The 20,702-nt window shown below is 51.9% G+C and carries 19 protein-coding genes and 1 tRNA gene; 15 read left to right on the top strand and 5 right to left on the bottom strand.

Translation table 11 applies throughout. The annotated features are described in order from the left end of the window. Window positions 1-54 precede the first annotated feature (54 nt). The 10 genes from IPQ00_13175 (at window position 55) to IPQ00_13130 (ending at window position 13,323) form a co-directional block, all read left to right on the top strand. Window positions 55-1,131 (top strand): alpha/beta hydrolase, encoded by a 1,077-nt coding sequence (locus IPQ00_13175; GenBank protein MBL0241512.1) that lies wholly within the window; start codon window positions 55-57, stop codon window positions 1,129-1,131. A 46-nt stretch (window positions 1,132-1,177) separates the two neighbouring features. Next, complete coding sequence (locus tag IPQ00_13170; protein ID MBL0241511.1) at window positions 1,178-2,563, top strand: serine hydrolase; 1,386 nt, start codon at window positions 1,178-1,180, stop codon at window positions 2,561-2,563. A 54-nt stretch (window positions 2,564-2,617) separates the two neighbouring features. Beyond that, window positions 2,618-4,591, top strand: coding sequence for a beta-lactamase family protein (locus tag IPQ00_13165; protein MBL0241510.1), 1,974 nt, complete (start codon window positions 2,618-2,620; stop codon window positions 4,589-4,591). Window positions 4,592-4,916: 325 nt separating this feature from the next. Beyond that, the gene (menC, locus tag IPQ00_13160) at window positions 4,917-6,050 is read left to right on the top strand and encodes an o-succinylbenzoate synthase (protein MBL0241509.1); all 1,134 of its coding nucleotides are present in this window, start codon (window positions 4,917-4,919) and stop codon (window positions 6,048-6,050) included. A 677-nt stretch (window positions 6,051-6,727) separates the two neighbouring features. Next, the gene (locus IPQ00_13155) at window positions 6,728-8,638 is read left to right on the top strand and encodes a VCBS repeat-containing protein (GenBank protein ID MBL0241508.1); all 1,911 of its coding nucleotides are present in this window, start codon (window positions 6,728-6,730) and stop codon (window positions 8,636-8,638) included. Beyond that, window positions 8,625-9,935, top strand: a complete 1,311-nt coding sequence (locus IPQ00_13150; GenBank protein ID MBL0241507.1) for a cellulase family glycosylhydrolase — start codon at window positions 8,625-8,627, stop codon at window positions 9,933-9,935. The genes IPQ00_13155 and IPQ00_13150 overlap by 14 nt, the downstream gene beginning before the upstream one ends. A gap of 142 nt (window positions 9,936-10,077) precedes the next feature. Next, window positions 10,078-10,896, top strand: a complete 819-nt coding sequence (locus tag IPQ00_13145; GenBank protein ID MBL0241506.1) for a phytanoyl-CoA dioxygenase family protein — start codon at window positions 10,078-10,080, stop codon at window positions 10,894-10,896. Between the two features lie 9 nt (window positions 10,897-10,905). Next, complete coding sequence (gene malQ, locus IPQ00_13140) at window positions 10,906-12,453, top strand: 4-alpha-glucanotransferase (protein MBL0241505.1); 1,548 nt, start codon at window positions 10,906-10,908, stop codon at window positions 12,451-12,453. Between the two features lie 122 nt (window positions 12,454-12,575). After that, window positions 12,576-12,809 (top strand): hypothetical protein, encoded by a 234-nt coding sequence (locus IPQ00_13135; GenBank protein MBL0241504.1) that lies wholly within the window; start codon window positions 12,576-12,578, stop codon window positions 12,807-12,809. Between the two features lie 103 nt (window positions 12,810-12,912). Then, window positions 12,913-13,323 carry a DUF3293 domain-containing protein gene (locus IPQ00_13130; protein ID MBL0241503.1) on the top strand — a complete coding sequence of 137 codons (411 nt, stop codon included), beginning with the start codon at window positions 12,913-12,915 and terminating at the stop codon, window positions 13,321-13,323. A 107-nt stretch (window positions 13,324-13,430) separates the two neighbouring features. On the opposite strand, the gene IPQ00_13125 is transcribed toward IPQ00_13130, so the two are convergent. The 3 genes from IPQ00_13125 to IPQ00_13115 all read right to left on the bottom strand — a co-directional run bounded on the left by IPQ00_13125 (window position 13,431) and on the right by IPQ00_13115 (window position 14,772). Then, window positions 13,431-13,506 (bottom strand) — tRNA-Ala (locus tag IPQ00_13125). A gap of 77 nt (window positions 13,507-13,583) precedes the next feature. Continuing rightward, complete coding sequence (locus IPQ00_13120) at window positions 13,584-14,366, bottom strand: enoyl-CoA hydratase/isomerase family protein (protein MBL0241502.1); 783 nt, start codon at window positions 14,364-14,366, stop codon at window positions 13,584-13,586. A 40-nt stretch (window positions 14,367-14,406) separates the two neighbouring features. Next, on the bottom strand, window positions 14,407-14,772 hold the full coding sequence (locus IPQ00_13115) for a PilZ domain-containing protein (GenBank protein ID MBL0241501.1): 366 nt from the start codon (window positions 14,770-14,772) through the stop codon (window positions 14,407-14,409). A gap of 217 nt (window positions 14,773-14,989) precedes the next feature. On the opposite strand from IPQ00_13115, the gene trxB reads away from it, so the two are divergent. Then, complete coding sequence (trxB, locus tag IPQ00_13110) at window positions 14,990-15,970, top strand: thioredoxin-disulfide reductase (protein ID MBL0241500.1); 981 nt, start codon at window positions 14,990-14,992, stop codon at window positions 15,968-15,970. An 11-nt stretch (window positions 15,971-15,981) separates the two neighbouring features. Here trxB and IPQ00_13105 read toward each other — a convergent pair whose 3' ends face one another. Then, window positions 15,982-16,503, bottom strand: coding sequence for a lipocalin family protein (locus IPQ00_13105; protein ID MBL0241499.1), 522 nt, complete (start codon window positions 16,501-16,503; stop codon window positions 15,982-15,984). A gap of 181 nt (window positions 16,504-16,684) precedes the next feature. On the opposite strand from IPQ00_13105, the gene IPQ00_13100 reads away from it, so the two are divergent. The 3 genes from IPQ00_13100 to IPQ00_13090 all read left to right on the top strand — a co-directional run bounded on the left by IPQ00_13100 (window position 16,685) and on the right by IPQ00_13090 (window position 19,221). After that, complete coding sequence (locus tag IPQ00_13100; GenBank protein MBL0241498.1) at window positions 16,685-16,999, top strand: hypothetical protein; 315 nt, start codon at window positions 16,685-16,687, stop codon at window positions 16,997-16,999. Beyond that, window positions 16,996-17,901 (top strand): VWA domain-containing protein, encoded by a 906-nt coding sequence (locus IPQ00_13095; protein MBL0241497.1) that lies wholly within the window; start codon window positions 16,996-16,998, stop codon window positions 17,899-17,901. Before IPQ00_13100 ends, IPQ00_13095 begins: the two co-directional genes overlap by 4 nt. Window positions 17,902-17,979: 78 nt before the next feature. Next, entirely contained in the window at window positions 17,980-19,221 is a 1,242-nt protein-coding gene (locus IPQ00_13090; protein MBL0241496.1) for an OmpA family protein, read from the top strand. On the opposite strand, the gene thyA is transcribed toward IPQ00_13090, so the two are convergent. Then, a complete protein-coding gene (gene thyA, locus IPQ00_13085) occupies window positions 19,222-20,067 on the bottom strand; it encodes a thymidylate synthase (GenBank protein MBL0241495.1) in 846 nt (281 codons plus the stop codon). A gap of 140 nt (window positions 20,068-20,207) precedes the next feature. Between thyA and IPQ00_13080 the strand changes: the two genes are divergently transcribed. Beyond that, on the top strand, window positions 20,208-20,678 hold the full coding sequence (locus IPQ00_13080) for a hypothetical protein (protein MBL0241494.1): 471 nt from the start codon (window positions 20,208-20,210) through the stop codon (window positions 20,676-20,678). Window positions 20,679-20,702: the final 24 nt, after the last annotated feature.

Genomic DNA, 20,702 nt, shown 5'->3' with positions numbered 1-20,702 from the left:
CTAACTGATGGCGGGATCGGAAGCTTCGGTCATTTGTTGATTGTAGGAGACGTGGTGTTTAGGCTACCAAAATTTAGGAAACTACTGAAAATTACAGGCATCGCCCTGGCAGTCTTGATCGGCATACCGCTGATCGTGGGCCAGGTCTTACGGTTGATCGCTCCGGTCGTTCCGCCGCCGGGTGAAATGGTCGATGTCGGCGGATATCGACTACACATAAAATGCGTTTCCCCTCAAGGGAAAAGCGATGAAAACTTGCCAACCGTGGTTTTCGAAGCCGGTGCCGGCGTTTCGACGCCGTTGTCCTACTGGATACAAAATGGCGTTTCTGAGACCACCAGGATCTGTATTTACGATCGTGCAGGCCTCGGATGGAGTGAGGAAAGCGGACTTCCGCGAGACGCAAAGACCGTGAATACGGCGCTGCACACGCTCTTAGACAAAGCGGAAGTAAAGCGTCCTTTCGTTTTCGCGGGACACTCGATCGCCGGACTGTATATGCGTGACTATGTCGAGCGATACCCGAGCGAAGTTGCGGGCCTAGTGTTTCTGGATCCCAGCCATCCCGAACAGAATGAGAAACTCGGATTAACTAAGGAAAAGAAAGACGAGTTGATGTCAACGGTCGGATGGATAGTAACGCTCGTCAAGGTACTTAAAGGGCTTGGCGTTTTAGAAGTTTACAATCCGCTTGTGAGTTCGGCGAGCCTCGAAGAGCTCCCGCAAGACATTCGTGACCAGACCATTTATTTGTCAAAGAAAACCTCGATTCTGAATACAACGGTCCTCGAAGCGAATGACTTCGACAAGGCGGCGGAGCAGGCGGCAAAGAATAAGACTTTAGGCGACAGACCCATCGTCGTTATCTCTGCAACGAAAGAGACCACGCCCGCTTATTTACCGGAAGGGATGTCAGCGGAGCAATTGAGAGAAAATTTTGCAAATTTGCACAAACAGATCGCTGCTCTATCCACCAGAAGCGAGTATGTCCAGATCGATACCGCTGATCATATGGGCCTGGTGACGAACAAAGAAAATGTAGAAAAGATAGTCCCATACATTCTGAAGGTAGTTCGGGAATCGGCGACTGCCAAAGGTGTCGAATCCGATCATTTGGAAAAGAAGCCGTAACTATAAAACGGGAGAGTTACAGAACATTTGATCGAAGGAAATTAAAATGATTAGAAAAATTAAGGTTGTTAATCGCTTGCCAATTCTTTTTGCTCTATTTTTGGCATTTATCTCACTCGTTTCGGCCCAGAGTCCGCCGTCGAACGCCGACATAGATCGCAAGGTCGACGAGTATATGGATGCCGTGCTGCGTGTTGACGGATTTAGCGGCACCATCCTCGTTGCTCGTGACGGCAAGCCTATCGTGAGCAAAGGCTATGGCATGGCCAATATCGAACTGAATGTACCAAATGCGCCGGATAATGTATTTCGCCTCGGTTCGGTGACAAAACAGTTTACGGGGATGGCAATTGCTATGTTGCAGGAACGAAGCAAGTTGAAGGTCAGCGACCTGATGTGCAAATACATTTCGGATTGCCCCGACGCTTGGAAACCGATCACGATCAACCAACTCCTGAGACACACGTCAGGCGTAACAAACTATACCGCATTTCCCGACTTTGCCCGGACGACCGTTATGCCGACGACGACTGCGGAAATGGTTGAAAAATTAAAAAAGCCGCCACTCGATTTCGAGCCGGGTGCAAAGATGTCCTACAGCAATTCCGGCTATTACCTGCTTGGCGTGATCATCGAGAAGGTGTCTGGCAAGACTTACGCGGATTTTCTTCAGGAAAATATCTTTACGCCGCTCGGAATGAAACAAACCTACTACGACGACCCGCAATTAATAATTATGAAGCGCTCCGCCGGTTATCAGAAGCAGGCCGGGAAGATCATTAACTCCTCGTACACTGATATGTCCGTCCCGTATGCGGCTGGTTCGCTCGCCTCTACGACCGGCGATCTACTTATCTGGGATCAGGCTCTTTATACAGAAAAGCTCGTTTCGAAAAAGTCGATAGATGAAATAACTGCTCCGGAAAAGGGTGACGCCGGCTACGGCTATGGCTGGAGCATCGGCAAGAGGTTTGGCCATAAGTCGGTCTCTCACGGTGGCGGCATTTACGGCTTTGCTACTGATATATCACGCTATCCGGACGATAAGGTGACGGTCGTCGTGCTGAGCAATATTCAGTCTTCACCCTCGGGGCAGATCAGCAGCAATCTGGCCGCGATCGTCTTCGGAGCTCCTTATGAGATACCGAAAGAGCGGAAATTCATCTCTCTCGATGCGAAGAAGCTGGAAAGCTACGTCGGAGAGTATCAGATAGGTCCAAATATGGTGGTCTCGATCACGCTCGACGACGGCAAGCTGATGGGCCAACTCGGCGGCCAGTCAAAATTTGCACTTTTACCGGAATCTGAGACCGTGCTTTATTCCAAAGATGTAAATGCCCAGTTCGTCTTCACTAAGAACGATAAAGGGCAGATCGATGGATTCACCCTAAAACAGGGTGGGGGAAGTACGCCGGCCAAGAAGATCAAATAAGAAGTTAGTCGAATGGGCGGTAAACCACACTCCGCAAAACATTGGAGAAAAATAATGAGAATCATAGCGGCTTTGTTGATATTGTGGATGACCTTTCCCCCGTTCGCGCTGGGGCAGTCTCCGAACGCACCGAATCTATCGACAAAGCCGGAAACCGCCCAACCGGTCGCCGACACGTGGCAAACGGGCCGTGCTGAATTGACGGCGGCAGACGTCGAGGCGTTTCTCGACGGCATCGTGCCGCAGCAGCTTACCCGCGACGACGTTGCCGGAGCGACGGTCGCCATCGTCAAAGATGGAAAAGTTCTGTTTGCAAAAGGCTATGGTTACGCCGATGTCGCCAATAAAAAACCTGTCGTTGCCAACGAAACGCTTTTTCGGCCCGGTTCTATCTCAAAGCTGTTTACGTGGACTGCGGTTATGCAGTTAGTCGAGCAAGGAAAACTTGATCTCGATCGCGATGTAAATGAATATATCGACTATAAGATCCCGGAAGCCTTTGGAAAACCGATCACGTTAAAGAATCTCTTGACGCATACGCCGGGCTTCGAAGAGTCGATAAAAGACCTCATTACGTTCAAGCAGGACAGCCCCGATCTTGGCCAGTACCTAAAGACCCATATTCCGCGGCGAATTTTTCCTCCCGGAACAGTTCCGGCGTATTCGAATTACGGTGCTTCACTCGCCGGTTATATTGTCGAACGCGTTTCCAGCGAGCCGTTCAATACGTATGTGACCGAACATATTTTTAAGCCGCTCAATATGAGCCATTCGACGTTCGCCCAACCGCTGTCGCCTGAGCTTGCTAGCAAAATGTCACTGGGTTACACGATCGCATCCGAAAAACCATTGGAGGCGTTCGAGGTCGTCACGCCATTTCCAGCGGGAAGTCTAAGCAGTTCGGCAGACGATATGTCGAGATTTATGCTCGCTCATCTTCAGGAAGGGCGACTGGGTGATATCCAGATCCTGAAGCCCGAAACGGCGAAACTTATGCACAGCCGCCTGTTTGGCCTTGATCCGGCGGCTAACGCAATGGCCTATGGGTTTTACGAAGAGAACCGAAATGGACGCCGCATCGTCGGACACGCCGGCGATACGGGAGCCTTTCATAGCGACCTGCATCTGGTATTGGACGCGGGCGTGGGATTCTTTGTCTCTTACAACAGCGCCGGACGAGGACAGGTTTCGCCGCGAACGATACTTTGGGAAGCGTTTCTCGACCGTTATTTTCCGTTTTCGCCGCCAACAGCGACCGTCTCTGAGAGCTCCAAACAAGATATAGCGGCAGTTAGCGGAACATACGAATCAAGCCGCCGCCCAGAAGGGTCATTTTTCAAAGCATTCTCGCTCCTTAGTGAATCGACCGTCGCCCCAACCGAGGACGGAATGATCGAAGTCGATGCCTTGCTCGCACCGAACGGCAAACCAAAACGCTGGCAGGCAATAGCTCCGATGCAATTCCGTGAGGTCGGCGGCCAGGACCTTCTAGTATTCAAGCCAGATGAAAATGGCCGGATGCAGATGATCATCCCGTATCCGTTTATGACGTTTCAAAGGGTGGGATTATGGCAGAACAGCAAAGTGTTGCTGCCGGTTCTGGTGCTCTCGCTCATCGTGATGCTACTTACTCTAGTCTTTTGGTTTGTTGGTTGGATCGTTAGGCGACACTACGGCGGCACATTCGAGCTGACACGCACCGAATGGTGGCTACGGGTCGGAGTTCGCGCTGCATTTGCACTTGCACTGGTCTTTTTGACCTCGATGGTCAGTCTTCTGATGTACGCCATCTCGAATCTAGACTTTTTGAGTGACGCAGGGGTCATTTGGTTCCAGATGGCACAGGCGATAGGCGTCATCGCTACCATCGGTACACTGGTTGTCTTTTTCCACGCGATCTACGCCTGGATAAGCAAGCGATACCGCATCTGGGGCAAGCTCCAGGCAACAGTTTTCGCGTTGGCTTGTGTTGGATTTCTCTGGTTTGTTTTCGCCAGTCACTCATTGTATTTCACGTCGACGTTTTAGAGTTGGACGAGATGTAAAAATTTATGAAGAATCTATTTTCGTTAGGGCTTCTGCTCATCCTGTCGGGGTTTGCAGTCGCCCAAGATCGTGAAGGAAGTGGATGAGCAGATCAGTTTTACATCCGACAAAGAGGGAAAGGTGACCGGACTCATCCTGCATCAGGGCGGAGCCAATAGTCCGGGCACGAAAGTTAAGTGAAAATAACGGTCAAAACTGTACGAGATGAAATGAAGCAGGCAAAACTGAGGACCATTTGATTCTGTCTGAATACTTAAAGAGAGGCTGCCCGTATTAATGAAGGTTTGGCAAGCCTAATATCAAACTTATGAATAATTTAGGTTTAGAGAAGCTGGAATTGCGTGAGATCGAGCTACCCCTGAAAGCTCCGTTTGAGACGAGCTTTGGAACTGCGTTTAAGCGTCGTATTTTGATCCTTCGCGTTTTTAATCGGGACGGTGCGGTCGGCTACAGCGAATGTACCGCCCCGGAAGAGCCGTTCTTCAATCACGAAACGACTGATTCCGCCTGGACGATAATTACAAAGTATATCGCACCGCTACTCACGAAGGCCAATATCCATAGTGCCGAGGACGTGTCGAAAGCCCTAGCTCCGATTCGGGGGAATCGTATGGCGATCGGGGGGGTTGAAACCGCGATTTGGGAGTTGGAATCCAGGATCGCCGATCAACCTCTCTGGAAGCATCTCGGCGGCACGCAGACGGAAATTAACAGCGGCGTTTCGATCGGGCTGCAAAAATCCACCGATATTCTGCTCGAAAAAGTGACGCGGGAGGTCGATAGCGGTTATCAGCGGATCAAGTTGAAGATCAAGCCAGGACAAGACATCGAGCTGGTCAAGACGATCCGAAACGCATTTCCCGACATCCTGCTTTCGGTCGATGCAAACTCGGCATATCGGCTCGAACGCGATCTAGACATCCTAAAGCAATTAGACGACTTCGATCTGTTGATGATCGAACAGCCGCTTGCCGCAGGTGACATTGTTGACCATGCAAAACTTCAGCAGCAGCTAAAAACGAGCATCTGCCTGGACGAGTCGATCACTTGCTTGGCCGACGCTAGACACGCTCTTGAACTCGGGTCGTGCCGGATAATCAATATCAAGCTTGGCCGCGTTGGCGGTCATTCAGAGGCACGAGCCATCCAGGCTTATGCTTCGGAACGAAACATCCCCGTTTGGTGCGGAGGAATGCTGGAAAGCGGTATAGGACGGGCACACAACATTGCCATGTCAACACTGGCCGGCTTCACACTGCCCGGTGACGTTTCCGCGTCTGCTAGATATTGGAACGAAGATATTATCGTACCACCGGTCGAGGTCAGCAGTAGAGGAACGATAACCGCCCCGACAGCCCCCGGCATCGGCTACGCAATAAACGAGAGCTTGATTGAAAAAATTACGACAAGAAGTGAAGTCGTTGACATGCGAGCTACCTAGGTAGCTCCTGATAACGCAGCGTTTGCTTTATCGTTCTCAAAGAAACAGATAATCCATTCGCGGATCCGATTGGTGACGAGTCGCGTTATGCCGGCATTGGGAAAAGGACGATCTTTCCGCAACAAAGATCGGTTTGTTGAAAATACATAACGACACGACACCTGAATGCGGGTGGGCCTATTAGACAATACGAACTGGTTATCTAAATAATTATCTAGGACTCGATGTTATCGTATGTTGCAGTGCGAACTAGGCTGTCAACCGAAGGGTTGTAAGGCACGAGTCTTACCTGCGGAGCCAATTTTATTAATCGGTAGAGACCTTCGGATAACTTTTTTATCTGGCGGTCTTTATCTTTTGGGCCGCGATGGATCCAAGTCGAATGTGGTAATTCGTCGCGTCTTGCGGTCGCATTCGGCTGGCAGGTTTTAGGACGCGAGCCATGCAGGAGGAATACTCCGCTTGGGCCTTTCCGTTCATTTTTTGCCAAAACTATATTAGAATCATTAGATATATTTTCGGATAAATAAATTCTTGGGGGCGTTATGTTCAAGGAGTTAGGGTTGGTCGGATATTTGCGGGTCTTGTCGTTGATCACTTTCTTTTGCGCCGTCAACGTACAAGTTTTCGGTCAGTGCGGTGTTTATTTTAAACGGGCTGCAACGTGGTCGTTCCCTGTGTCAAAGGTGTATCTCGACTATGCCGCGGATATGACAGGCGACGGACTTCCGGACCTGCTCGTTTCAGAGCAAGGCACCGCCGGCTTATTTACCCGGGCAAGATTTTTCATACTCCCAAATCTTGGCAACGGGAATTTTGGTCCGCCGTGGGCGACGATCGAACCTCAGGGCACGACGATCTTCAACGATTACTATTCGGTCGTCAATGTTAACAATGACGGCAAGCCAGATCTGCTGATAATGCTCGGAAGTTCGGGTATTTCCGGATCTTTCAGGACGTATATTAACAATGGCAACGGAACATTTACCGAAGGGCCGACAAATTCACTGGGAACCACAAGGCTTCTGCCGGACATCAACGGTGATGGTTTTGGCGATTACCTATCTCAGAATAGCGGCGGGACACAGTTTCGATACAATCTCGGCAACGGTGACGGCACTTTTGGTCCCACGGTGGTCGTCTTGAACCACGGCGGCGTCCCTACAGTCGGGGAATTTAACGGTGACGGCAAACCGGATTTCATCGACAGCAACCACCTTCATCTTAATAACGGAGATATGACCTGGGGGACGACCGATATCAGTGCTCTCATGGCGGGCAGTGCGATCTGGGGCATTTCGGACTTTAATGTCGATGAGAAGCAAGACATTTTGACGTCAAATACGTCTGGCGCTCTCGGATTTGGGATTCTGACAAGCAACGGAACGACGTTCACGCGTGCTGACCATATTATTACGGCCGATCCGTCGTGGATCGGTTATCCGTCGATAGGGAATTGGGGCGGCAACAGTGCCCCCGACCTAGTCTTTCAACCGAGATATGTCAGCAAGAAAATTATTCTGATAAATGACGGCTCGGGCAATTTTACACAACAGATATACGACGGCCGCATCGACATCACCACTGGACAACGGATGGTCTATGCGGACTTTGATAACGATGGAAAGGTCGATAAGATGCTGGCTACGAGCTACATATCTAACTCGAGGATAATGCTTCGTGACGTAACTAGTTTCTCGTTTATCAAGCAGGTTTGCGATCAACCGGGCGAGTCGCGGATCGTCGATTATGACCGGTCGAACTCGACCGACTGGAGTTTCTGGAATCCGGCTAATGGCGACTGGTCGCGACGCACGCTCGCGACGCAAGAAGGCCCTCCTACCGCCGAGGAAACGGTCAATTGGGGTTTAGAAAGTTTCGGAGATATTCCGACGCCGGGAGATTTTGACGGTGATGGGATCACTGACCGTGCGGTTTACCGCAACAGTACCGGCTATTGGTATATTCGGCGCAGCAGTGACCTCGTGTGGTTCGTATTCCGCTTTGGGCTGACCGGCGACAAACCCGTCGCTGCCGACTATGACGGTGACTCGATAACGGACATCGCGGTCTGGCGTCCGTCCGATGGTAATTGGTACGTCTGGCGGATGGGTCCACAACAGTTTTGGGCAGTGCACTTCGGCTCTGACGGAGACAAACCGACGCCCGCCGATTATGACGGAGATCTAAAGACCGATGTAGCGGTATTTCGGCCGTCCACCGGAGTCTGGTATTACCTAAAAAGTTCGAATAACGAGTTTGGAGTGACGGTCTGGGGTGTCGCGACCGATAAGCCAATTCCCGCTGACTATGACGGTGACGGAAAAGCGGATATTGCAGTCTTTCGAGAATCCAATAATTTTGCTTACATACTGAAAAGCACAGATCAAACGCCCACCTATTTCGGGTTCGGCGTGGCGGGCGATGTGATCCAGGTCGGCGATTATGACGGAGATTATGTCGCCGATCTCGGCGTATATCGCCCATCAAACCGAACTTGGTGGACCTCGGCGTTCCCATTCGGTGCCGCCCAAACATATGGTGCCGATGGAGTTATACCGACATCTTCGATCTTTGTGGATCGTTAACAATCGCCGAATGTTCAGAAAGCGCATTTTGGCCCTTTTGGCCGTCTTACCGCTGATCGCCTCGGTTGCTTCGGCAATCGCGGGACAAGGCTTTGTAAGTGCGCGCGGTGGAGCCTTTTACAGGGATGGATCACAGTACACTTTCGTCGGCGCCAACTATTGGTACGGCGGACTGCTCGGACTGGAAAAGGATCGAAAGCGCGGTGTCGAAAGGCTTCGTAAGGAGCTAGATCTACTCAAAAAGAATGGCGTCACCAACCTGCGTCTGCCGGGCGGCGTCGAGGGTACGGGGCCCATCAACGATGTGGCTCGCATCGGTCCGTCCCTGCAGCCAACACAGGGTAAATTTGACGAATCTGTTCTCGACGGCCTCGACTTGATTCTGTTCGAGATGGGAAAGCGGAAAATGAAAGCGGTCATCTTCCTAAGCAATAACTGGGAATGGAGCGGCGGTTTTCAGCAATATCTGATCTGGAACAAAGTCGTCCCCGAAAGCCTGCTGACGCGAAAGCCGGACTGGGACGAACTTTGCGATGTCGTTGCAAAATTTTACACCTGCGAGCCGTGCAAGTCGGGATATCGAAAACAGGCCGAACTGATAATAAAGCGAAAAAACAAACTCAATGGTAAGCCGTACATCGACGACCCCACAATAATGGCGTGGGAGATCGCCAACGAACCGCGGCCAATGCGCGCGTTTGCAAAGGAAGATTACAAGCTGTGGTTGAGCCAAACCTCGGCTATGATCAAGGCACTTGACCCGAATCACCTCGTTACCATCGGGCACGAGGGTTGGATCGGGACACAGGACATCAAGCTTTTTGAGTCTATCCACGCGGATAAAAACGTGGATTATGTGACGATACACATCTGGCCAAAAAATTGGCAGTGGTTCACAGCGGGCGAGATGGAAGCAGGCTATTCCGGCGTAGTCAGCGAAACCGAAAAGTACATCGCCGAAAACTCAGCGGTCGCTGAACGCTTAACGAAACCGTTGGTGATCGAAGAGTTTGGGTTGCCGCGCGACGGACAATCCTTTGACCCGGCGTCCAAAACCACGATCCGCGACGCGTATTTCGATCGCGTTTTGGCAAAAGTCGGCCACGGCCGGATCGCCGGAGCAAACTTCTGGGCGTTTGGCGGGACCGCAAGGCCAAGGCTCGGACAGACGTTTTGGCGTAATGGCGATGAATATATGGGTGACCCGCCAATGGAAGAACAAGGGCTAAATACCGTGTTTGATCGCGACAGATCGACCTGGCAGGTGATCAGAAAATATTCGGTTGGTTCAAGATAATTTGTCTATTATATTGGAAGCCAACCTTTACAAATAAAACGTAAAGGGCAACAGCATCCAATTCTACTCGGGTCGGAGGGCAGCTGGGGCTATAAGGCTTGCTGACCAAAGCATTTTGCGGGCGAATTAGAATTTATTGGAAATGACCACTCGGAAACTAACAGATCATCGCTCATACATCTTGGATGCAGAGCAGATCCGAGTTTTTGCCGCAAACGGCCACATTTCGCTGTCCGGAGTTGCGACCGTTGCCGAGATCGAACAATTTCAGCCCGCGATCAAAGCGGCAGTCGCCAAATACTCGTCGGAGACTCGTCCGCTCAATGAACGCGGGACTTACGGCAAGGCTTTCCTGCAGATCACAAATCTTTGGCAGCGGGACGACACCGTCAAACGATTTGTTTTTGCAAAAAGATTTGCACGGATCGCAGCGGAGCTTTTGGGTGTCGAAAAGGTTAGGCTTTATCACGATCAGGCATTGTTCAAGGAACCGCTCGGCGGCCACACACCCTGGCATCAGGACCAATATTACTGGCCGCTCAACACCGATCGGACCATCACGATGTGGATGCCGCTTGTCGATATAGATACACAGATGGGAATGCTTGCGTTCGCCTCCGGTTCGCACAAAAGCGGTCCGGTTGGGAGCATCCCGATCTCGGACGATAGCGATGCCGCCTCCGTTAAATACATTGCGGAGCAAGGATTTCCGATCGTAACGGCCAATCGAATGAGCGCGGGTGACGCTACGTTTCATCTTGGCTGGACGATGCACTCAGCGGGCCGCAACGCATCGGTCGCGACGACTCGCGAAGTGATGACGATCATCTATTTTGCGGACGGCACATCGATCACAGAGCCGCAAAACGATGAACAGGCCGCCGATCTTACGGCGTGGTTGGGCGGGCGGCGGCCCGGTGATGTGGCCATCTCGGCGATCAACCCCATATTGAGTCAGTAAGAGATATATATGTCCAAATTCGCGCGTGCGTCAGGCGTACTACTTCATCCGACATCGCTGCCGGGTGGTTACGGCATCGGCGACCTCGGGCCCGAGGCGTATAGATTCGTCGATTTTTTAGCGACTGCCGGCCAGCTATATTGGCAGACTTTGCCGCTTGGGCCAACGGGTTTCGGAGATTCGCCTTACCAGAGCTTTTCGGCGTTTGCCGGCAATCCGCTGATCATCTCACCCGAAATGCTGATCGACGACGGCTTGATCTCGGCCGCAGACCTTAAGGGAATGCCGGAGTTCCCTGTCGACAAGGTCGATTTTGGTGCGGTTTATGAATGGAAGACGCTACTGCTACGAAAGGCGTTTGAAGGATTCGGTCGCGTAGCGAGTGCCGAGTTGCTCGGTGAATTTGAGACTTTTTGCCGCGAAACCGGATTCTGGCTCGACGACTACACACTGTACCGTTCGATCAAGGCGGCACAGGATCAAAAACCCTGGTACGAATGGCCGGCCGACCTCAAGCTACGCGACCATCAGGCGACGGCTGAAGCGGCTGCAAAGCTCTCTGAACACATCCAATCCGAAAAGTTCTATCAATTTATATTCTTTCGCCAGTGGTTTGCCCTCAAGGCTTACGCCAACCACAACGGTATTAAAATCATCGGCGACATACCGATCTTTGTCGCCGCCGATTCGGCAGATGTTTGGTGCAATCGGAGTAAGTTCAAATTAAACAGCGATGGTACGGCTAAGGTGGTCGCCGGGGTACCGCCGGATTATTTTTCAAAAACAGGTCAGTTGTGGGGCAATCCGATCTACGATTGGGATGCGATGCGGGCTGACGGATTTAGCTGGTGGATCGCTAGGGTATATTCGACGCTACGATCGGTAGATATCGTTCGCATCGATCATTTTCGCGGATTTGCGGCCGCGTGGGAAGTTCCCGGCGATGACGAGACGGCCGAAAATGGACAATGGGTCGATGTGCCGGGCCGCGAATTTTTTGCAGCGTTGCAGAAAGCACTGGGCGATCTGCCGGTGATCGCCGAAGACCTCGGCGTGATTACGCCGGATGTCACCGAACTGCGGGACGGATTTGGCTTTCCCGGCATGCGGATACTGCAGTATGCATTTAGCGGCGACGCCAAAAATCACGATCTGCCGCACAACTATATCCAAAATTGCGTCGCATACACCGGCACACACGACAACGATACGGTGGTCGGATGGTTTAATTCGCAGGCTGGCTCCGGCTCGACGCGCGAAGCGGGTGAGATCAGCCACGAGCACGATCATTGTCTCAAATACCTCAATAGCGACGGCACTGAGATCCATTGGGATCTCATCCGTGCTGTCTGGGCATCGGTGGCCGATACCGCTATTGTTCCTATGCAAGATCTACTGGGGCTCGGCACCGAGGCACGTATGAATTTGCCGGCTTCTGAGTCGGGCAACTGGCAATGGCGGTGCGCTCGGAGTTATGCATCAGGCGAGATCATAGAACGACTGAAAGAACTGTCGGAGATATATGGCAGAAGCGTCGGGATCAAAACGGAAACCTAATACAAAGGGAGGCGGTGCTCGGGACCGCGGCCCGGACCGATCCGCAACGACGACCTTTCGAGATCGGTTTGATAACTTTTTAGAACGGCACATATCTTTTCTGCCTTGCGACCTCGGGCAAGATGATCAACGATTTCTATTTCCTAAATTACAGTGCCGGCAAATGGACCAATGTATCGACAACGATCGTCCCTGGTTTTAGCAAAAATAACTGGTACGAACTGCCTCGAGTCGGCACAACCGTTAAGGTCTATGCTCAGAAGGTCACTGAACGTGGGCGGGAATACGAGATCAGCGAACGCGGCAAAAAACTCTATGATCTCGAGTTGAAGAACGGCAAGTTTATGAGGCGGTGAATAGATTTGGGCGGGAAGTGGCGTAAGTGAAATGAGCTTCTTTGGCCAACCAGACGCCCGACGTGCCGTGAGGTCGCGTCGGAAATAATCTAGAGGTGAAACAATGACCGATCTCGCTGAACTGTACCGTCAGGCCGTGTATGTTGTCGAAGACGGCGATATTTCTTTTAGGATCCGTCTGGGGCGTAAAAATCACGAGTTGAACCATTATCTTGCGGTACAACAGATCGGCAACTGGGCATTTCTAACGGCGTACAATCCTAACTCCACGCCGATACCTGACAGCAAAAATCTCAAACGGCAATCCCAATTGATCGATCGGCTCAACGCCGCAAAGTACCGCTATCTTAACGGTTACGGCACGAGTGAATCCGGCGATTGGCCGCCCGAGGCGTCGCTGTTTGTGGCCGATATTGAGCGAAACGAGGCAATGGCAATAGCCCGCGACTTCGGGCAAACCGCGATCCTTTACGGCCGATCCGGCGGTGATGCCGAGCTAGTTTGGTGCGACTGAACTGCCTGCCTCGACATCTCGGACGGCCAATATTCATTGCGAATAGATAAAAAAATACTGCCCGAAAACGTTAGTAATCGGGCAGTATTTTTTGCGTTAAAATGTGATGGTGGAGACGAGGGGGATCGAACCCCTGACCTCTGCAATGCCATTGCAGCGCTCTCCCAGCTGAGCTACGTCCCCGATATTTCAATGCCGAGCTAATTTTCGGCGAACTATGAATGTACCGAAATTCACCAACAGCGTCAAGTTTTCGGGTGTTACTTGCCCTTGAAAACCGGCTTTCGCTTTTCGAGAAATGCCGACACGCCTTCCTGCTTATCCTCGGTCGAGAATACAATGGCAAAAAGGTCGACCTCACGTCGCAAGCCTTCGTCCAGATTCGAATGCGAAGCGAACTTTACGGCTTCCTTGCACAATTGCAGTGCGATCGGCGCCTTTTCGGCGATCTTGCCGGCAAATTCCATTGTTTTTGCCTCGAGCTCTTCGGAGGAAAATACGTGATTGACCAGGCCGAACCGATGGGCTGTGGCGGCGTCGATCATATCGCCTGAAAGGATCAGTTCCATCGCCCGGCCTTCGCCGATGAGTCGCGTCAGGCGTTGCGTGCCGCCACCGCCGGGCATAATGCCGAGATTGATCTCCGGTTGCGAAAAGCGAGCATTCTCGCTACAGATGCGGATATCACACGCAAGTGCGAGTTCGTTTCCGCCGCCGAGACAAAATCCATTGATCATCGCGATCACCGGTTTGGGAAAGGAGTCGATGGTGTTAAAAAACGTGCGCTCGTGAAAAAGGTCTCGCTGAGTAACGGGCGTTTGTCCCTCAAATTCGGAGATGTCGGCCCCGGCGATAAATGATTTTGGCCCGGAACCGGTGATCACCAGCACGCGCACGCTCGCATCCGCCCGCAGGTCGTCGAGAGCGGCCACGCCCTCACTGTGTACGTTGCGGTTAAGGGCATTGAGCTTGTCCGGACGGTTAATTGTAAGCACGGCGATCGGGCCGCGTTTTTCGACGGTGATGGTCTCGTAATTAGACATATTTGAAAAAAATGGTAGATCTGAGCTATAAAGCAGGCAATTATTCGTCAATGCCCTCGACCACGTTATCATCCGCGATCCAGGCTACAAAGAGCCGAAGCCAACTATCCTTGGGCTCGTCGATCGCGACGCCGATGCGCAACGTGCCATAATTAGCCGGCAGCACGCGTGCCGCAGTTGCCTTGACCTCAACCGGAACGCCGTCGGGTCGATGTGAACGGATGTAGAGGCTGTCGCCCTGGCGGATCGTTTGATTGAGCTGAAACAAAGCCCCGAGCGTCGAAATGTCGTCGGTTTCGGTCGGTTCGCTCCACGTTGCACCATCTTCGGCGCGACCCGACACGACGATCGGCAGACGCAGAGCCAACCTTAGTGCAAATCGTTTTTCCGCATACTGGGACGGCATAGCGACAGAAAATTACCTTATTCTATTGTGGTCAAAACCCAAAGTGTGGATAGTTTAACACGAAAACCAAAATCCCCTAGCCAAAATCTTAATACCGCGACAGCGGCAGACTATGTAGTATACGCGTGGATTTTGGACTAAGTTATACTTCGGTCGGTATAATCAAACTACGTTTTAATTCCTGATAAAAACAAACTACGAATAACCGAACAAACATATGGCGGCAACGCATCAAAAACACAAGGTAGTCATTCTAGGATCCGGCCCGGCCGGACTGACCGCGGCGATATATGCATCCAGGGCTCAGCTTGAACCGATCGTGATCGATGGCCCGCAGCCGGGCGGTCAATTGACGATAACGACCGAAGTTGAAAATTATCCGGGTTTTTCGACAGGCATAATGGGCCCGATCCTGATGGATGAATTTCGCGAACAGGCCCTGAGATTCGGCACCAAGATCGAGAACGTATGGATCGATCGCGTCGATCTGTCCCAGCGTCCTTTTAAGCTTTACGCCAAAGAAAGCAGCGACAGTGAGGAGATCCTTTCGGTCATCGAGGCCGAAACGCTGATCGTGTCAACGGGAGCATCCGCCAAATGGCTCGGCATTCCCGGCGAAGCACCGGTGCCCGAGGGCCTTGGCGGAAATGGCGTTTCGGCGTGTGCGACGTGCGACGGTTTCTTTTTTAGAGATAAGCCGATCGTCGTTGTCGGCGGCGGCGATACCGCAATGGAAGAGGCTCTTTTCCTGACAAAATTTGCGTCGAGCGTCACGCTGATCCATCGCCGCCACGAATTTCGCGCTTCGCAGATAATGCAGAACCGCGTCCTCAACCACGAAAAGATCGAGATCTTATGGAATACCGAGATGCGCGAGATCAACGGCACAAAGGAGGCCGGTGTCCAGAGCGTCCGGATTTATAACTCACAAACGGACGAAGAGAGCGTGCTGCCGACCGAGGGCGTTTTTATAGCGATCGGCCACAAACCGAATACCGAATTGTTTACTGGGGTCCTCGATATGGATGACGTTGGATATCTGATCACCGAGGGCAAGACGATGAAAACGAACGTCCCGGGCGTATTCGCTTGCGGCGATGCCCAGGACGCGTATTACCGACAGGCGATAACCGCCGCCGGAACAGGTTGTATGGCCGCGATCGACGCCGAGCGTTTTCTCGCCGAACACAGTGAGTAGCCGAGTCCGACCTATTGCTTGATCAATACCGAACCCTTCAGGACCTCTGCGTTCTGAGGGGTTTTTTCGATCTTGGCAGGGTTAAAGCCCATCGACTCCGCCCGGCGGACAATATCTTGATAAACGGCATCCTCTAGAATCGGCTTGCGCGCAAGGATCCAGAAGTATTCGCGTTTAGGCTCGCCGATCGCGACGTAACCGTAATCTTTGTCGAGGTCAATGATCCAATAATTTCCCCACACGAAGGGCAGGAATGACAAAGCCCCCGGGGCAAATCTGACCTTGAGCTTTGCGTTGGTCTTTTTATCGGCGATCTTGGCTTCACCGACTGCGCGGTCTTCGGTAACGTCTTTTTTGAGACACTCGTTTATCACCTCGATCTTGCCGGTAGGCTTCATCGCGTAAGTTGCCGTTGTATTGGCAACGCATTGTTTTTGAAAACGGTTCGGATATTTGCCGATCTCGTACCATTTACCTAGGTATCGATTAAGATCGACGCTCGAGACCGTCTGCAAGGCCGGCTTTTTGTCCATTTGGGCAAATGTCGCCACTGTCAGAAACGATACGACAGCAAAGAGTACGAAAATGTTTATTAAAAAGTGCTTCATAAATGAGTTATCTCAGCCTCCAAGTACTATTCGATGCTCGAAAGCTTTTAGATTTTGGTTATAATAATATTTCGATTCGAAAATAATATACGGATCGTTGGTTACTATGCCTATTTACGAATATAAATGCCAGCAGTGCGGTGTACACTTCGAAACGCGCCAGAATGTATCGGACGAACCGCTAACTACCTGTGAGAAATGTCACGGCCGGCTCGAAAAACAATGGTCGCTCTCGGGTTTTCAATTTAAGGGTGCGGGATGGTACGTAACTGATTACGCCGGCAAAAAAGTGATCGGTAACGACACGTCCTCAAAAAGTTCGGCGGGCGAATCAACCTCAGCCGGAGATTCGGCATCCAAGTCTACGACCGAAAGCACTACGACCGCAAAGGAAACGCCGGCCAAGTCCGGCACTGAATGACAAGACCGCTCCGACATCTGGCCGCAATGGCTTGTTTGATGCTGCTATCCATAGCGTTTGCCGGGGCGCAGTCACGCCGAAATGTGAAGGGAGCGGATCTCGAAGGTTCGATACTATCCGTGACCGCTGTCAGAGCCGACGGCAAATCCGACCCGATCAAGGTCGAGGATCTCTATCTATACGAGAACGGGATCGAACAAAAGATCAAAAATTTTAGTTACGACCCGTCACCTGCCAAGATCGTTCTGCTTGTCGATAATTCGCAAACACTGCCGACATCGATCGAGTCGCTCAAAAAGGCGGCAATGGAGTTTGCATACGAAATATTTGAGGGCGACCAGCTATTTACGATCGCCTTTGACGAAAAGGCAGAGATCATCCAGGAGTGGACCGACGACTCGAAAAAGATGGAGGCGTCATTTGCGACCTTTCGCAAAAAGGGCAATCCGTATCTATTTGACGCATTGAGCGCATCGGTCAACGAGGTATTGCTGCCGCTGATGCCCGGCACGCGAAAGACTGCCATCGTGGTTATCGGCGATGGCGTCGACCGCGGCAGCAAGATTGACTTTGATAAGATACTCGGCGAGCTTCAGAACCAAAATATCACCGTCTATTCACTCCAGATACCGGATCGGACCGGCGGAGCGTATCGCCGGGACCAACCTAAGCCGACCGCGATCATCCAACAACTGACCGAGGCGACCGGCGGCCGCGCGTTTCCATTCGAAGATGCGCAAACGGCGGCAAAGACGATATGCGACGAACTTCGCCGCAATAGATACCTGCTCTCATACGTTCCGGCCAATACGTCGACCTATGATGCCCGGACACTATTGCTCATTGGCGACGAGGGCGTCACGATCCGTACCAAAAAAGCCCAACCGCCCAACATAAAGTAAATTCGCAACTAAAATTTAGGTTGTGCTAAACTCACATTGTTTAGACAAACTTGGCCATAGGCCGGTAATTATCATTCTGTGAGCGAAGATAACAAATTTCCGCCGCCACCTCCGCCGGACGACTTTTCGAAGACGACGCCTAATATCCGTCTGCCCGATGATCCGGGACCCAAGTCCGAGTGGGATCAGCCTAACAATAATTTTCCAAATCAACCGGCCGCCGACGAATGGGGCAAGACCGTTACAAATATCAGGCCGATCGATACGAGCGGCTCAGAGTTTGATAAGACCTTTTATCCCGGCAGCAAGGCACCGTCGACGCCCGAATGGGGAATGACGGACGCCAATATCAACATCAACGCCGCCGACCTTGGGACAAGTCCGGATGATTTTGGCGGCGGGCAGAGTTACGACAAGACGACGCCGTACTTTCAACTGCCGGATGCCGAGCGGGCAAAATATCAGAATTTGCCACCGACGCCCGCCGAGCAGGCAGCCAAACAGCAGGAAGAGGAAAACGCAAAGGGCGGTGTCCCGATCTGGGCTTGGATCGCCGGTGGCCTCGGCGCGATATTTTTCTTTATGATCGTGGTCCTCGGGGTGGTCTTTTTTCTGATCTCGCGCGATGCCAGTTTTGAGGTGACGATCAACAATGCTCCGATCGGAAGTATCATTCAGGTCGACGGCGTGCCGATCGGTGTTACTGACGAGACGGGTTCGCGGCGGCTACAAAACCTGCGTGCCGGTGACCGCGAGATCAAGATCGTTCATCCAAACTTTGACTGTCCGGTCCGCCGCGTGACCGGGACCGACGGCGAGAAAAAGCCCGCCCTCGATGCGGGATGCACGGCGATCGCCGCAAAGTCCACCGACGATTGCGGCAATATCCGCTTCGGTGAGGATGATAAGGCCGAGCGATGCTACAACTCGGCTCTCGACGCTTTGTCCGATCCGTTCAGTGCTGAGGATCTGATAAAGGCACTGAATATACTCATCATTAACTTTGAGAGCGGCAAGTACGATATCCCACCGGTCCGTCTGGCGGCACTGCAAAAGGGTGCCACTTTTATCAAGAAACTGCCGCCGGGCATCGTACTCGAGGTCGGCGGCCATACGGATAACGTCGGCCAGCAAGGGCCTAATCAGACGCTATCTGAGGCTCGTGCCAATGCGGTCAAGACGGCTCTTGTGAAATTTGGCGTGGCTGACGCAACGCTCCAAACCCGTGGTTATGGAGCGACCAAACCGATCACTACCAACGACACCGTGGACGGCAAATTCAGGAATCGACGAATTGAATATTCGATCGTCAAGAAGTGATTAGACAGCTACCGGGGCCGCGATCTTGCCGTGCGAGCGGTAGTTGTCTAGTTTCAGATGCTCATATGTGAAATTGAGCAATCCCTCCAAACCCCTCAGTCCGTCAGCATCAAATATCTCCAATCGAGGCAATTCGAGAGGCTCGCGAGCGAGCAGTTGGTCCACTTGTTCAAAGTGATTTGAGTAAATGTGCAGGTCGCCGAAGGTGTGAACGAAATCGCCGACTTCAAGTCCGCACACGTGAGCTACGAGGTGAGTAAGCAGAGCGTAACTGCTAATGTTGAACGGTACGCCGAGAAAGGCGTCAGCACTGCGTTGGTAGAGTTGGCAATGAAGCGTTGTGCCATTTTCGACCTTGAATTGAAACAGCGTATGGCACGGCGGCAGGGCTACGTCGTCACATACGCGCGGGTCCCAACCGCTGACCAGCAGCCGCCGCGAATTCGGATTTTTCTCTATTTCCTTTATCAATCGTGCGATCTGGTCGACGCCATTGAACTGCGGATACTCTCCGCCAAATGAACGCCACAAATAACCATAGACCGGGCCGAGATCGCCTGTCTGTCGGCCAAATCTTGCAGTTTGCTCTGCTGTCGCCCACTCAGCCCAAATGTCCACGCCGCGTGCTTTGAGGCCTCTCTCGTCGGTCGAACCGCTTAGAAACCAAAATAGTTCCTCGGCGATCCAGCGAAACGGCACACGTTTGGTCGTCACGATCGGAAACCCCGAGCGTAAGTCAAACCGTGTCTGGTAACCAAACGTCGAGATCGTGCCGATGCCGGTGCGGTCTTCGTGCCGAATGCCGTTGTCGAGAATATGCTTTAGCAAGTCGTGGTATTGTTTCATTGATAATTGATTGTAAATTGTAAATCGAAGATTGTTAATTGAGCGTCACGAGATCGCTACGAGTCAAAAAACATGCTTTTCCCTGAAACCCAATTAACAATTGGCAATTAACAATTTACAATTAGCAGATCGAAGGAATTATGACACAAGCACTCGAAGTCAGTTTTAATTCGCCTCAATGCGGCTGGATGTCGGTCGGGTTTGAGGACGCCAACGGTGAGTTTCACAGCACGACCGCGCACGCTCCGCATGCGTCGGCGCTTGCGGAACTGATGATGATATTGACCGAGGTTTCGGATGATTCAAATTCGAACTGTGAGCGTATCTTGAAATGGAACCGCGACCCGGAGGAGTTTGACTTTCGGTTTGTCCGGGCCGGTGATGTCTTAACGCTCGAGATCTATCAATACCCGACCGAGACCCGCGATTCGAGCGAGCGGGAGTTGGTATTTTCGCATCAAGGCAAGGTCGCCGACGTTTGCCGCTCATTCGCCGTGACCTTTGACCAACTCCACGCCGACCGCGAAACCGACGAATTCGAATTTAACTGGCGGCAGCCGTTTCCGTTTGCCGAGTACGAGAAATTTCAGAGTAAATTGCAACAGGGATAAAGAGGATTACGGGATGGTTAAATT

The organism is Chloracidobacterium sp. (genome assembly GCA_016720705.1).
GTDB lineage: Bacteria > Acidobacteriota > Blastocatellia > Pyrinomonadales > Pyrinomonadaceae > OLB17.
Note: the sequence above shows the minus strand (reverse complement) of the source record. Positions and strands in the feature narration are given on the sequence as shown.

Excerpts from the sequence above, each read along its gene's own strand:
- IPQ00_13170 (MBL0241511.1), top strand. The coding sequence starts at position 1,178 with ATGATTAGAAAAATTAAGGTTGTTAATCGCTTGCCAATTCTTTTTGCT.
- IPQ00_13165 (MBL0241510.1), top strand. The coding sequence starts at position 2,618 with ATGAGAATCATAGCGGCTTTGTTGATATTGTGGATGACCTTTCCCCCG.
- menC (MBL0241509.1), top strand. The coding sequence starts at position 4,917 with ATGAATAATTTAGGTTTAGAGAAGCTGGAATTGCGTGAGATCGAGCTA.
- IPQ00_13145 (MBL0241506.1), top strand. The coding sequence starts at position 10,078 with ATGACCACTCGGAAACTAACAGATCATCGCTCATACATCTTGGATGCA.
- malQ (MBL0241505.1), top strand. The coding sequence starts at position 10,906 with ATGTCCAAATTCGCGCGTGCGTCAGGCGTACTACTTCATCCGACATCG.
- IPQ00_13135 (MBL0241504.1), top strand. The coding sequence starts at position 12,576 with ATGATCAACGATTTCTATTTCCTAAATTACAGTGCCGGCAAATGGACC.
- IPQ00_13130 (MBL0241503.1), top strand. The coding sequence starts at position 12,913 with ATGACCGATCTCGCTGAACTGTACCGTCAGGCCGTGTATGTTGTCGAA.
- IPQ00_13120 (MBL0241502.1), bottom strand. The coding sequence starts at position 14,366 with ATGTCTAATTACGAGACCATCACCGTCGAAAAACGCGGCCCGATCGCC.
- IPQ00_13115 (MBL0241501.1), bottom strand. The coding sequence starts at position 14,772 with ATGCCGTCCCAGTATGCGGAAAAACGATTTGCACTAAGGTTGGCTCTG.
- trxB (MBL0241500.1), top strand. The coding sequence starts at position 14,990 with ATGGCGGCAACGCATCAAAAACACAAGGTAGTCATTCTAGGATCCGGC.
- IPQ00_13105 (MBL0241499.1), bottom strand. The coding sequence starts at position 16,503 with ATGGACAAAAAGCCGGCCTTGCAGACGGTCTCGAGCGTCGATCTTAAT.
- IPQ00_13100 (MBL0241498.1), top strand. The coding sequence starts at position 16,685 with ATGCCTATTTACGAATATAAATGCCAGCAGTGCGGTGTACACTTCGAA.
- IPQ00_13095 (MBL0241497.1), top strand. The coding sequence starts at position 16,996 with ATGACAAGACCGCTCCGACATCTGGCCGCAATGGCTTGTTTGATGCTG.
- thyA (MBL0241495.1), bottom strand. The coding sequence starts at position 20,067 with ATGAAACAATACCACGACTTGCTAAAGCATATTCTCGACAACGGCATT.
- IPQ00_13080 (MBL0241494.1), top strand. The coding sequence starts at position 20,208 with ATGACACAAGCACTCGAAGTCAGTTTTAATTCGCCTCAATGCGGCTGG.